This is a genomic window from Paenibacillus sp. FSL P2-0173 (genome assembly GCF_038008045.1).
Lineage (GTDB): Bacteria > Bacillota > Bacilli > Paenibacillales > Paenibacillaceae > Paenibacillus > Paenibacillus polymyxa_B.
In genome coordinates, this window is record NZ_JBBOYK010000009.1 from 49,347 (window position 1) to 62,559 (window position 13,213).

16 protein-coding genes are annotated in these 13,213 nt (G+C 43.9%); 14 read left to right on the plus strand and 2 right to left on the minus strand.

Annotated elements, in window-relative coordinates; translation table 11 throughout:
* Nucleotides 1-32 precede the first annotated feature (32 nt).
* From rpmJ to MKX30_RS27105, 12 genes are all read left to right on the plus strand, one after another.
* Complete coding sequence (rpmJ, locus tag MKX30_RS27050) at nt 33-146, plus strand: 50S ribosomal protein L36 (RefSeq protein WP_003333770.1); 114 nt, start codon at nt 33-35, stop codon at nt 144-146.
* 21 nt (nt 147-167) lie between these two features.
* The gene (gene rpsM / locus MKX30_RS27055; RefSeq protein ID WP_007432560.1) at nt 168-536 is read left to right on the plus strand and encodes a 30S ribosomal protein S13; all 369 of its coding nucleotides are present in this window, start codon (nt 168-170) and stop codon (nt 534-536) included.
* A 19-nt stretch (nt 537-555) separates the two neighbouring features.
* Nucleotides 556-951 (plus strand): 30S ribosomal protein S11, encoded by a 396-nt coding sequence (gene rpsK / locus MKX30_RS27060; protein WP_013312144.1) that lies wholly within the window; start codon nt 556-558, stop codon nt 949-951.
* Between the two features lie 135 nt (nt 952-1,086).
* Nucleotides 1,087-2,031, plus strand: coding sequence for a DNA-directed RNA polymerase subunit alpha (locus MKX30_RS27065; RefSeq protein ID WP_007432558.1), 945 nt, complete (start codon nt 1,087-1,089; stop codon nt 2,029-2,031).
* Nucleotides 2,032-2,065: 34 nt separating this feature from the next.
* Nucleotides 2,066-2,431, plus strand: a complete 366-nt coding sequence (gene rplQ / locus MKX30_RS27070) for a 50S ribosomal protein L17 (RefSeq protein ID WP_013312143.1) — start codon at nt 2,066-2,068, stop codon at nt 2,429-2,431.
* A gap of 151 nt (nt 2,432-2,582) precedes the next feature.
* Nucleotides 2,583-3,368, plus strand: coding sequence for a tRNA pseudouridine(38-40) synthase TruA (truA, locus tag MKX30_RS27075; protein ID WP_023990555.1), 786 nt, complete (start codon nt 2,583-2,585; stop codon nt 3,366-3,368).
* A 183-nt stretch (nt 3,369-3,551) separates the two neighbouring features.
* Nucleotides 3,552-3,989 carry a 50S ribosomal protein L13 gene (rplM, locus tag MKX30_RS27080; RefSeq protein WP_013312141.1) on the plus strand — a complete coding sequence of 146 codons (438 nt, stop codon included), beginning with the start codon at nt 3,552-3,554 and terminating at the stop codon, nt 3,987-3,989.
* 20 nt (nt 3,990-4,009) lie between these two features.
* The gene (rpsI, locus tag MKX30_RS27085; protein WP_013312140.1) at nt 4,010-4,402 is read left to right on the plus strand and encodes a 30S ribosomal protein S9; all 393 of its coding nucleotides are present in this window, start codon (nt 4,010-4,012) and stop codon (nt 4,400-4,402) included.
* Between the two features lie 1,718 nt (nt 4,403-6,120).
* Complete coding sequence (locus MKX30_RS27090; protein ID WP_013312138.1) at nt 6,121-6,813, plus strand: phosphoadenylyl-sulfate reductase; 693 nt, start codon at nt 6,121-6,123, stop codon at nt 6,811-6,813.
* Between the two features lie 53 nt (nt 6,814-6,866).
* The gene (sat, locus tag MKX30_RS27095; protein WP_053326184.1) at nt 6,867-8,036 is read left to right on the plus strand and encodes a sulfate adenylyltransferase; all 1,170 of its coding nucleotides are present in this window, start codon (nt 6,867-6,869) and stop codon (nt 8,034-8,036) included.
* A 68-nt stretch (nt 8,037-8,104) separates the two neighbouring features.
* Nucleotides 8,105-8,881 (plus strand): N-acetylmuramoyl-L-alanine amidase CwlD, encoded by a 777-nt coding sequence (gene cwlD, locus MKX30_RS27100; RefSeq protein WP_053326183.1) that lies wholly within the window; start codon nt 8,105-8,107, stop codon nt 8,879-8,881.
* Between the two features lie 59 nt (nt 8,882-8,940).
* The gene (locus MKX30_RS27105) at nt 8,941-10,047 is read left to right on the plus strand and encodes an Mrp/NBP35 family ATP-binding protein (protein ID WP_025724250.1); all 1,107 of its coding nucleotides are present in this window, start codon (nt 8,941-8,943) and stop codon (nt 10,045-10,047) included.
* Nucleotides 10,048-10,081: 34 nt separating this feature from the next.
* On the opposite strand, the gene gerD is transcribed toward MKX30_RS27105, so the two are convergent.
* Together gerD and pdaB are read right to left on the minus strand one after the other, a co-directional pair.
* Complete coding sequence (gene gerD / locus MKX30_RS27110) at nt 10,082-10,816, minus strand: spore germination lipoprotein GerD (protein WP_023990486.1); 735 nt, start codon at nt 10,814-10,816, stop codon at nt 10,082-10,084.
* A 106-nt stretch (nt 10,817-10,922) separates the two neighbouring features.
* Nucleotides 10,923-11,702: a polysaccharide deacetylase family sporulation protein PdaB gene (pdaB, locus tag MKX30_RS27115; RefSeq protein ID WP_023990485.1), complete on the minus strand. Its 780-nt coding sequence runs from the start codon at nt 11,700-11,702 to the stop codon at nt 10,923-10,925.
* A 95-nt stretch (nt 11,703-11,797) separates the two neighbouring features.
* Here pdaB and MKX30_RS27120 point away from each other — a divergent pair, with 95 nt between their 5' ends.
* Nucleotides 11,798-12,412, plus strand: a complete 615-nt coding sequence (locus tag MKX30_RS27120) for a stage II sporulation protein M (protein WP_316244289.1) — start codon at nt 11,798-11,800, stop codon at nt 12,410-12,412.
* A 192-nt stretch (nt 12,413-12,604) separates the two neighbouring features.
* Nucleotides 12,605-12,835 carry a hypothetical protein gene (locus tag MKX30_RS27125; RefSeq protein ID WP_013312131.1) on the plus strand — a complete coding sequence of 77 codons (231 nt, stop codon included), beginning with the start codon at nt 12,605-12,607 and terminating at the stop codon, nt 12,833-12,835.
* Nucleotides 12,836-13,213 lie beyond the last annotated feature (378 nt).

Below are 13,213 nucleotides of genomic sequence, written 5' to 3' on the forward strand. Positions count from 1 at the left end.
TACCAGGGTAAAGCTTGGAGGAGGTAATCAACATGAAGGTAAGACCTTCTGTAAAACCTATTTGCGAAAAATGCAAAGTCATTCGCCGCAAAGGGAACGTAATGGTTATTTGCGAAAATCCGAAACACAAACAAAAACAAGGTTAATAGAAGGGGGTGTAGCGTAAAATGGCTCGTATAGCTGGTGTGGATTTGCCACGTGACAAACGCGTTGAGATCGCCTTGACTTACATTTTCGGAATCGGTAAAACGACTTCTCAGAAAATCTTGAAGGAAACAGGCATCAGTGCAAACACGCGTGTTCGTGATTTGACTGAAGATGAAGTGAGCAAATTACGTGAAACGATCGACAAAGAAGTTAAAGTAGAAGGCGATCTGCGTCGTGAAATTTCCTTGAATATTAAACGTCTGACTGAGATTGGGTGCTACCGTGGTGTTCGTCACCGTCGTGGGTTGCCTGTTCGCGGACAACGTACTAAAACTAATGCTCGTACCCGTAAAGGTCCTCGTCGGACTGTAGCGAACAAAAAGAAATAAGAAGGGAGGATAACATTCAATGGCTAAACCGAAAAAAGTTGTACGTACAAAACGCCGTGACCGTAAAAATATCGAAACTGGCGTGGCACACATCCGTTCCACGTTCAACAACACGATCGTTACGATCACAGATCCACACGGTAACGCAATCTCTTGGGCCAGCTCAGGCGGCATGGGATTCCGTGGTTCCCGTAAATCCACTCCATTTGCAGCGCAAATGGCCGCAGAAACTGCTGCTAAAGCTGCTATGGAACACGGCATGAAAACTGTCGAAGTCATGGTTAAAGGACCTGGTGCAGGTCGCGAAGCAGCAATCCGCTCTTTGCAAGCTGCTGGTTTGGAAGTTAACCTGATCAAAGACGTAACTCCGGTACCTCATAACGGATGCCGTCCTCCAAAACGTCGTCGCGTCTAATGAGATTTCTCCTCTGCGTGTAGTATAGATCCGGCACAAACTGCCAAGAATGGATGTTTAGGTATACTGCATGATAGACTATGGATAAGGTGAATGTTTCATATAGGAGCGACGTTTTGAAGGAGGGATATTGCAGTGATAGAAATCGAAAAGCCGAAAATTGAGACGGTTGACGTCAATGATGATGGCACCTATGGAAAATTCGTAGTAGAACCGCTGGAACGCGGATACGGTACGACGCTGGGAAACTCGCTTCGCCGTATTCTGTTATCCTCGTTACCGGGGGCAGCAGTCACATCGGTTCAGATCGATGGGGTTCTGCACGAGTTTGCAACGGTTCCCGGTGTGAAGGAAGACGTAACGGAGATCATTCTGAACTTGAAAGCTTTATCGCTTAAAATCCACTCGGATGAAGAGAAAGTACTCGAAATCGATGCGGAAGGCGAAGGAGTTGTAACGGCAGGAGATATCCGTGCGGATAGTGATGTGGAAATTCTTAATCCGGATCTTCACATTGCTACGCTCGGACCGGGTTCGAGACTTCACATGCGTATTTTTGCCAATCGCGGTCGCGGTTACGTTAAGCAGGATCGGAACAAACGTGATGACCAGCCGATCGGCGTCATTCCCGTCGACTCCATCTACACTCCGATTGCACGCGTGAACTACGGCGTAGAAAATACGCGTGTCGGCCAGGTTACGAATTATGACAAGCTGACACTTGAGGTTTGGACTGACGGAAGTATTCGTCCCGAGGAAGCAGTGAGCCTTGGAGCCAAAATTTTGACCGAGCATGTGATGTTGTTCGTGGGTCTCACGGACGAGGCAAAAGATGCTGAAATTATGGTTGAAAAAGAAGAAGACAAGAAAGAAAAAGTTCTTGAAATGACGATCGAAGAGCTGGATCTCTCCGTCCGTTCCTATAACTGCCTTAAGCGCGCTGGTATCAATACGGTACAAGAACTCACGACTAAATCTGAAGAAGATATGATGAAGGTCCGTAACTTGGGTCGCAAATCTTTGGAAGAAGTACAAGAGAAGCTCGAGGAACTTGGTTTAGGACTTCGTACGGAAGAATAGTACAGCAACGTTTTTGTGAAGGAGGGGAAATTACATGGCATACCAAAAATTGGGCCGTAACTCCAGTGCCCGTAAAGCTTTGTTTCGTGATTTGGTAACCGATCTGTTCTTGTATGAGCGTATCCAAACTACTGAGGCTAAAGCGAAAGAAGTTCGTTCTATTGCTGAAAAACTGATCACCAAAGCGAAAAAAGGAGATCTGCACGCACGTCGTCAAGTGGCTGCGTTCGTTCGCCGTGAAACTTTGGATGGTGAGCAGGATGCAATCCAAAAGCTGTTTAGCGAATTGGCTACACGTTACACTGAGCGTCCAGGTGGATACACTCGTATCCTGAAATTGGGACCTCGTCGTGGCGACGCCGCTCCAATGGTATATCTGGAATTGGTTGACCGCGCGTAAACAGGCGAAGATGAGGGAAGGGTGGACAGAATCGGCTTGATTCTGAACAACCCTTTTTTTCTCTTGGAGGAGTCCTTGAGGGGCTTCTCCTTTGTTATGTTCGGTTATTCCTTGTAAGGCCAGAGACTACCCCTACAAAGGTGTGAGAAGCATGCGGAACTTGTGCATGAAGGTGAACTATGACGGAACCCACTATGATGGCTTTCAGACGCAGCCTAACGGTAACACCATTCAGGACTGCCTTGAACATGCTATTTACTCATTGACGGGCGAGCGTCTTAAAATTACAGGCTCAGGCCGTACAGATGCAGGTGTACATGCATACGGGCAGGTATTCAATTTTCACACTGAATCGCCGATTCCGTTACAGCGCTGGTGTCTGGCACTTAATGCCTGGTTGCCTCGTGATATCATCGTTACGGATGCGAGAGAGGTGCCACTGTCCTTTCATGCACGCCGCATGGCGAAGCGGAAGACATATCGGTACAGTATTAATGCGAACCGGTTTCCGGACATCTTTCACCGTCGTACACAGGCCCATCATCCAACGAGTCTGGATGTAAGAGCGATGGAGGAAGGGTTAGCTCATTTAGTTGGCACCTTTGACTATACTTCGTTCGCATCTCGACGTTCCCAAAAGACGAATCATGTTCGCACTATTTACGAAGCCTATATGACAGTAGACCATTCCTTTTCACGTCCGGACTCGGATGATCAGGGAATTATCCATACTTATATTACAGGTAGCGGATTTTTGCAGCACATGGTTCGGATTATTATGGGTACTTTGCTGGAAGTGGGAGAAGGCAAAAAATCGTCGGATGATATTCCTTCCATTTTGGAGGCGAAAAATCGTTCAAAGGCCGGACCTACGGCCGTTGGACACGCTTTAACGCTCTGGAATGTAGAGTACGACGAAAACATCAAAAAACATTGATTTTACCCTTGCGGAATTGATGGTTATCCTGTAATATAAAAGTTGTGTTTTCTTAATGGCTTTCCCACAGCCCCAATTAAGATAATCACTTTAAATTAACATCTAATCCATCAATAATGCAGCAACTTAACGAACGAAGATAAATGATGATTTCTGTTAACGAACTTAAGGAGGATACTTTTCATGCGTACTACGTATATGGCGAAGCCAAATGAAGTTGAGCGCAACTGGCACATCATTGATGCCGAAGGCAAAACGCTCGGCCGTCTGGCAAGCGAAGCGGCTGCGTTGATTCGCGGCAAACACAAGCCACAATTTACACCACATGTGGACACAGGTGATTTTGTTGTTGTAATCAATGCGGAAAAAATCGTATTGACCGGTAAAAAAATGGAGAACAAGAAATACTACCGTCACTCCCTGCATCCGGGTGGTCTGAAAGTAACGGTTGCACAAGAAATGGTTAAGAACAAGCCTGAGCGTATGTTGGAATTGGCTGTTCACGGTATGCTTCCTAAAACTCGTCAAGGTGAGAAAATGAAGCTGAGACTTAAAGCTTACAGAGGCACTGAGCATCCACATGCAGCACAAAAACCTGAAGTTTACGAACTTCGCGGATAATTAAAAGGGAGGACAGTTTCATGGCACAAGTACAATACTATGGGACAGGTCGTCGTAAACATTCGGTAGCTCGTGTTCGTCTCGTACCGGGTGAAGGACGCATTGTCATCAATAAGCGTGATATTAATGAATATTTCGGTTTGGAAACTCTCAAACTGATCGTAAAACAACCACTGAACCTGACAGAAACAGTTGGCAGCTATGACGTACTCGTTATCGCTCATGGTGGTGGTATCTCTGGTCAAGCCGGCGCAATTCGCCACGGTATTTCCCGTGCTCTGTTGAAAGCAGATCCGGAATTCCGTCCAGCTTTGAAAAAAGCAGGCTTCTTGACTCGTGACCCACGTATGAAAGAACGTAAAAAATACGGTCTCAAAGCCGCTCGTCGTGCACCACAGTTCTCGAAACGTTAATATTTCGAATACAGAAGAACCTTTTCCTTATGGAAAGGGTTCTTTTTTATTTAGTCATTTCCTGATTTTTATCCACATGTGGATAAGTAGACCTACTCTAAAATTCATAGGCTTAAGCATGTTTCTGCGAATACATAAATAACCGCATGCAAATGCATGGAACACGAAAAGTTATCCACGATGTAATTGAAGACGATATTGTTATACACAAATACAGTTTGCTATTTCCACGGAGTTTATTCTGTAATGTTTATAACCTGTGACTAAAATATAATGTTCGACTATCAAATTAGCCTCATCTTAATATTCTCTGCTAAGTGCTGTTTCACGAGACACTTTGCTTTCAGTTGTTTATGTAAAGTCCCTTGATATGTTCTGGCTGGTACTGTCTATGCCTCTTGTGCAGTTGTTTTGGGCGTAGCTAGGGATACGGCAAGGAATACCTCTTTTTATTTGTGTGCACTGAGAGAAGGACGCTCGTTAGCCTAGCACTGTCCGCTTTCTATGCTACTGCAATGGCAACGGCGATTTACATGTTACTGGTAATGGAAATAGTCTACACAGCAATCGCTCCAAACTATAACCGGGAGCACCCTGTATTGTCCGACTGTGTCTACCCTTATAAAATTGACCCATCTTGATGTCAGGCTTTAAATAGGCTTCCAGTAGCGATAAGAGTCTTGCTTGTGTCCAGGGATCAATCCCTCGGGAATTGCCTCTATAAGCGCTTTAGGATTGGATAGAGGCATAATAAGAGTTCAGCGCGCAGTCATTTCTTTTATAATTTCCACAATGAAAGCATCGCTGACGCCAGAGCTCCAGAATAGTGTAGTCGATTTCATCTGGTTAAAAATTCGAGTAAAGGCTAGTTTGCCTTCATCTGAACTCGTCCACATACGGACTTCATCTTTGGAATGCAAAATAAGAGCTTTGAAACCTAAAGTTATTTTCAATTCCCTCGGTTAGCACCCTTCGATAATCTTAGATTCAGAAACGATGTTGCTTTCTTCTACAGATGATTCTTGCTTGATCAAGCAACCCAAAGCTGTTCAGCATTACCGATGGCTGCCGCGCACTGGGCCAAGATTAGGATACGCTGCTCCTAGATGCCTCTAAAGCATTTCACTCAGAAGATCCACAAGCATACGTATAGTACAATAATACATTTTGGCTATACAAATCATTCAACTAAGTAATTTTGCGTAGCATGGTAGGTTGTCAAAAAAATGCTTATCCGCACGTTCGGCTTGCTCTTCCAAAGTCAAAACTATAGGATGTATTCCTTCAAGGACCAAACTATTCCCATATAATGTTATATAAGAAAGCCCTTTGTTTAAAAGCGTACTGGTGGTACGCCTTTGTCTTCGGCAGAGTAGAGAACAAGCCGTCTTTGTTGACGTAAAAAGCCTCCATTCAAGCATACCTTCAGCTACACTAGTTACTTTTAGTAACAAAAGAGCCTATGGACCATTTTCAAGTGTTTGGTATAAGAATATTTTATATAAAGCCAATGAACTTGGTTGGATACGCAAGAAAGCATTAAAGAATGCTGACAGAACAACATTCCTGCAAATGTGGGTGGATAAATGCTTACATCAGGACATTTTGCCTTGGATTGACAATGATTGTGAAAGTTTTATACTGTATTTAATCTTATTAGTTTAGTCGGTATTGAAATGACACCTATTTATGAATCTTCATATGGAGGCGCATTGATAATGAATTTATTGGAGAAAGAAGCGTTGATTAGAGTCAAGGCAATTGAACTGGAAGAGGCTACTCCAGAGGAAATTATCCAGTATGCTGTTCTTACATTTCCCAATCTTACCTTTGCTTGTAGCTTCGGAGCAGAAGATGTAGTACTAGTAGATATGCTTCAAAAAATTAGCCCTTCCACCGACATTTTTTACTTGGACACCGACTTTCATTTTCAAGAAACTTACGATACGCGAGATCAGATGAAAGCCAGATATAATTTGGATTTTGTCAGGGTCTCTCCCTTAATTACTCCTGAAGAGCAAGCGGCTGAGCATGGAGAGGAACTGTGGAAAACAGATCCTAACACATGTTGTGGTATACGCAAAGTTGAGCCCCTGACACGCATTTTGTCACAATACGATGCATGGATTACTGGTATTCGCCGGGATCAGGCCCCTACCCGTGCGAATTCAAAAAAGGTAGAGTATGATGAAAAGTTTGGACTCGTTAAATTTAATCCCTTGGCAAGCTGGACATCCGAGGATGTATGGAACTATATCCGTACTCATGAAGTACTGTATAATCCATTGCATGACCGCAATTATCCCAGTATCGGTTGTGAGCAATGTACCCGTGAAGTTCTACCAGGTGAAGACCCTCGTGCAGGTCGCTGGTCAGGCAATGAGAAAACAGAGTGTGGGCTCCATCAATAAAATGGTATTCAGGTAACTATGAGTCGTATTTATGAAGAGAAGGGAAGTGCATTATGACTGCAATTCTTCCGCATGGCGGAACACTTGTTGATAAAATCATTACAGGACCGGAGCAAAAAGCACTTTTGCAGGCTGCAGGAGAATTGTTTCCTATCCGTGTAAACTCATGGACCATTTCTGATCTGGATTTGATTGGAGTGGGAGCTTTCTCTCCTTTGACGGGGTTTATGAATGAATCTGATTATCGGTCGGTGGTAACAGATATGCGTCTTGCCGATGGTACAGTCTGGAGTATTCCCATTACTCTTGCAGTTGTAGAAAGTGTAGCCAGTGAACTGAAATTAGGTCAGCAGGTGGCTTTGGTGGGTGAAACAGACGATACTATCTATGCTGTACTTGATATTGAAAGTATTTATCAGGTAGATCAGGCTGAGGAAGCCAGACGAGTATTCAAGACCGATGACCCGGCTCATCCTGGCGTAAACAAACTGTTAGATCGACCTGCTACGTATGTTGGTGGATCTGTGCAAGTGCTGAATCGGCCGGAGCCCACACAATTTAGTGAGTTTTACTATACACCATCACAGACACGCGACTATTTTGTAGAAAAAGGCTGGAAAACAGTGGTCGGTTTTCAAACACGAAATCCGGTACACCGGGCACATGAGTATATCCAAAAAAGCTCGATGGAGATTGTGGATGCTTTGTTTCTAAACCCACTCGTTGGTGAAACCAAGTCAGATGACGTTCCGGCAGATGTGCGTATGAAGAGCTATCTGGTGCTGCTGGACAATTATTATCCGGCTGATCGGACTTTTCTAGGGGTATTTCCTGCTGCCATGCGATACGCGGGTCCTAGAGAGGCCATTTTCCATGCTATTGTGCGAAAAAACTATGGCTGCACCCATTTTATTGTTGGAAGGGATCATGCCGGGGTAGGAGACTATTATGGTACCTACGAAGCACAGGAAATTTTCAGGCACTTTACACCTGAAGAGCTGGGGATTACTCCATTGTTCTTTGAACACAGCTTTTATTGCACCCGATGTGGAAATATGGCCTCAAGTAAAACATGCCCACATCCCAAGGAGCATCATTTGACGCTCTCGGGCACCAAGGTACGGGAATTGTTGCGCTCTGGGGTTTGCCCGCCACCTGAATTTACACGACCGGAAGTCGCTCAAGTGCTCATTGAAGGTATGAAAGAATTTGTTCATGCCTGAGTTGTACTATCTACACGCCTCGTCCCATATAGATTATTAGTATCTGTATAGGACGGAGGCGTTTTGTTATGCAAAAAAATAATCGTAAACACGAGGTTACACTGTGGATTCGCTATCGGACGTTGCAAAAAATGCTGTTGGGCTGTTGTCTCGCCGTTCTGTTTATTACACTGGCATTGTATGAGATACCTGCTTCGAGAGCTTGGACCCATTGGAGTTTACCCCTTACTGGTAAAGTAATTGCTATAGATGCTGGACACGGAGGGCCTGATGGAGGGGCGGTTAGCAAAGAAGGAATTATTGAAAAGGATATTAATCTGGCAATCGCTTTTTATTTGCGGGATTATTTGCAGCAAGCAGGTGCTGTTGTTGTCATGACACGTGAGGATGACCGCGACCTGGCGCAGCAAGAAACGAAAGGTTACGCCAGAAGGAAAACGGAGGATTTGAAGCAGCGTGTGCGTATAATTGAGGAGCAGAAAGCGGACCTCTTTCTAAGTATTCATATGAACAGTATTCCGTCGAGCCGTTGGAGTGGAGCCCAGACCTTTTACGTTCCTAACCATGCAGATAACGAGAATTTGGCGTCTTTAATTCAGGAAGAAATCAAACGCAACTTGGAAAATACGGACAGAGTGGCTAAGACCGTGAACACAGTTTATTTATTGAAAGCTCTCAAAATGCCATCAGCCCTTGTAGAAGTCGGATTTTTGTCCCATCCAGAGGAAGCCAGACGACTAAGTGACGTGAACTATCAAAGGCAGGTGGCGGCGTCCATATATAAGGGGATTTTGCGTTACAGTGCCGGGGAAAAGGGGATCTCACCAGCACCTGAGGCCAGATAGTGGTATACTGTAAGTGTTTACCACTCCGTAATTCATTAAAGCAGAGGTGCTGATAATTCATGCAATCAAGAGAGCAAGTTATAGAGCTACTTCAACAAGTACGGGAGCCTCAAACAGGACGCCGTCTAGTCGATCTCCATTTTATTCGGGATGTGGTTGTTAAAGAGGATCGGGTATCCTTGACCGCTATTAGTTTGAATAGCCAGGAAGAGACGTGTGCAGAACTGGAGCGGGAAATCCGGCAGACGTTAGAAGAGGCGGGATTAAGCCACGTCCATATTCGTATTCGTGAGGCATCTGAGCATGAAAAGTCCGCAATTCAAGCTGTGGAGAATACCGAGGAAGCCGCTGACCCGGTTTTGACCAAAGGACATGCTGTCGGTATGGAAGAACATGAGCTGCTTAGCCCAGCATCTGGCGTCCGGTTTATTGCCATTGCAAGCGGAAAAGGTGGTGTCGGAAAATCGACAGTAGCTGTAAATTTGGCTGCTGCTTTAGCTAGACAGGGGAAGCGTGTGGGTTTAATTGATGCGGATATCTATGGATTTAGCGTGCCGGATATGATCGGAGTGGAGGATGTTCCTTCTGTCGAAGATGGTATCATTCAGCCGGTGGAGCGATTCGGTATCAAAATCATGTCTATGGGCTTCTTTGTCAGAGAGAACAATCCGGTGATTTGGAGAGGTCCCATGCTGGGGAGAATGCTCAGACAGTTTTTTAGTGATGTTGAATGGGGACAACTGGATTATATGATACTCGATTTACCACCAGGGACTGGCGATGTAGCGCTTGACGTACATCAAATGATTCCGCAGAGTGAAGAAATCATTGTCACTACCCCACATGCAACTGCAGCTTTTGTAGCTGCACGTGCAGGGGCTATGGCGCTCCAAACAGATCATAAGGTCATTGGTGTTGTGGAGAACATGTCCTATTATGTATCCTCCACCGGAGAAAAGGACTATGTTTTTGGACGCGGTGGCGGGGCTATGCTGGCAGATACCCTTCATACGAAGCTGCTGGCGCAAATTCCGCTGGGTATCCCAGACAATCACCCTTCAGAAGCCGACTTTTCTCCATCCGTATATAAATCCGAGTCGGCGACAGGGGCAATTTACAATGATATTGCTGCTCAAATTACGACGTTGCACGCGGAATTTGAATAAGAAAAAAAGGCTGGTTGTTGAACCAGCCTTTTTATTATTGGCCTCCACCTTGTTCTCCTTCGCCTCCACCACCACCATCTTGCTTCTGATCAGCAGAGCCACCTTGCTCACCGCTTTTTTTCTCAACCTTAGGTTGGAGTTCCTCTTGTACGACAGTTTTAAGTAAATTCATGACTTCAAGCCGAAAAATCGGATTCTGCATGGCATCATGCATGACTGTCATAGATTGTTTGCGATATTCAGGAGTTTTAGTTAAGTCCATATACATCTTGGTCAGTTCTGGCGACTTAAGCATCGCTTCAATTGATTTTTGATAAGAAGGGTCTTTTATAAGTTGCATATGAAGCTGTTTGCTTTGGCTGTTGATGGCTTTGGCAAATTCTCCGGCAAAACGCGGATCAGTCATAATTTTTTCGATTTCTTTTTTATATTCAGGTGATACCAAAGTATCTTTGACTGCGATCTTCATCTGTTCAGCCGATTGCATGGGCATAAGCATTTTCATTCCCATGCTGCCACCAGATCCACCACCAGCCCCACCCTCTTCACTGCTTTGACCGGATTGTCCTTCTTTTGAAGTGCTTTCCCCGGTTAAAGCCTCTTCTACAGCTTTTTTTCCGTCATCGCTTTTCAAGATATCGACAACCATCGTTTTCATCTCTTTATAACTGTTCTGGGGGGGCGCAGAACCCTGATCCGAGCCGCAGCCACTCAGTGCAACGCCCAGTACGCATACCGTGCTAACAAATCGCAAACGAGTCCAATTCATGGCCGTATTCCTCCTTCATCATGAATGTGGATAGTATGCGGATGAATGCGGAGAAATATGTCGATTTGCTTTTGGTTTTTAGCTGAGAACGATGTAAAATAACTCCTTAAAGACCCAGTGCCTGATCGCGTACCTCTTTGCCTTTTACTGTACCCTGTTGAAGCAGTTCAGATACAGTCACGAATTCATAGCCTTGTGCGCGCAACTTGTCGATAATGACGGGCAAGGCTTCATGTGTTTGTTTACAGGAATCACTGGCATGCAGAAGGACGATATCGCCAGGATGCGCTTTATTTACAACACGGTCGATTATGACCTGAGTACCAGGGTTTTTCCAGTCCAGGGAATCTGTATCCCACTGAATGGTTTTGTAGCCTAAAGTGCCGGCAACCTGAAGGACCCTTTTATCAAAGTCGCCATTAGGCATACGGATCAACTTCGGGGACTGTCCCGTCAGTTCGGTTAATGTGGTATGAGCAATGGAAATCTGCTTACGAATATCTTCATCGCTTAAGCTACTGTAATTTTCGTGTTTATGGCCATGACTGCCGATCTCAAATCCACTTTCTTTAATCTGATTCACAAGCTCTGGATGTGTTTTACTCCAAGGGGCAGAAAGAAAAAAGGTGGACTTAGTCACTTTTTTATCCTCAAGGACTTTTAAGATGGGGGCAGTACGCTTATCACCCCAACTAATATCAAAGGTGAGAGCGATCAGCTTTTTGTCCGTGGGTACACTATAAATAGCGGTTGGTGCTTCCTCGGAAAAAACCGTAACATTATCGGTTTCTACATAAATGACTCCAACAGTAAAGACGGCTGCAGCCATTACGATTAAGAATCGTTTGATTTTTTTACCGTTCAATACATAGAAAAAAGAATTCATGGTTAATAACGCCCCTTTCATCGAAGTGCTTGTTTACTTAAAGCTATGCCGGGGGTTGTCAATTATTCCATTGAACCAATAGGAGGAATTATCAAATGGGACTAAAAGCATTTTTTCACGATTTACACACGACAAGACGGTTAATTTTAATCTCTGCATTTCTTTTCTGCACAAGTATTATGGTGGGATGGTTAAGTACAGGCACTATTCAATCCATGCTGGCGCAACAAATGGAGGGACTGGGAGAAGTAGCGCAGCGCTTGCAGAATTCTGAGCATCCACAATGGAGTTTTTTTGTATTCATCTTTTTCAATAATGCAATTAAATGTGTGCTGGTTATATTTATGGGGGCAGTATTTGGAATCGTACCGTTTATATTTTTAATTGTGAACGGTATGGTTTTAGGGTTTGTAGTACACTTGCAGACAGATATGGGAAGAAGTATGTATGAAGTTGTTGTCAAAGGGTTACTGCCTCACGGTGTGATTGAATTGCCTGTTTTGATTATCGCCTGTGCCTTCGGATTGAAGTTTGGAATCAACATAATGTCTACTATAGGTACAAGCATAGGGCTAAAGCGCAAAGGAACTGGCCCAGTGTGGGATTTATTTATGAAACAAACGTTGAGGGTGTCCATATGGTCTGTCATCTTACTGCTTATAGCAGCTGCAATTGAGAGTGGCATAACTTATCGTTTATTGTCACAATAAAATATTATGGCCAATTATTTATATATTTCCTGAAAATTGAACATAACAAAGGGGAGAGCCTAAAGAGAAGCTGAAGATTAATCGGGGTAAGTTTGAAACCTTAGCAGTTGAGTTTAAAAACAGGTAAAGATTGGAACAATAGTTGAGCAAATATAAGTACTATATAATCTGCTGATAAGGGAGTATGGTCATATGTTGGGAATGCTGTTTAACGAAAAAGAATGCAAGGAACTTGACTACGTTCTTCGTAAGGAGCTAGATGAAATGCTGCTTGATATGAGCGATACTCGATTGGATCAAGATATTCGCTACGCAATCGCACTACGATATAAAACAGTCTTTCGCATGTATGCCCGTTTTGCACCCGCCAAGGAACTATCAAAATATGCTCGCAGAGGGCGAGTCCCACAAACCAAACAATGAAAAGATAAGATGAAACTATATCAGAGATATCAGGAAGTAAACTATTTTAAAAAGATTATACTTTCTGATATCAAAAAAAGTATTGACTCTATTCAATATTCATGGTAAATTAATTTTCGTTCCTTTTTGAAGGATTTGCTCGAAAAAAAGAAATTAAAAAAACTCTTGCAAATTCTAAAAAGAGATGATATATTATAAAGGTCGCCACTGAGACGCGGTGACGAAATGAAGTAAGACATTATGCAAGTTTGATCTTTGAAAACTGAACAACGAGTGAGTACGGATTTTGTTTACAAAATCCAACGCTGAAATTTTGGTACATGCCGTTAGGCTGTGTAAAATGGAAGCAAACAAGAGATATTTTATCTCGTCAGTTTC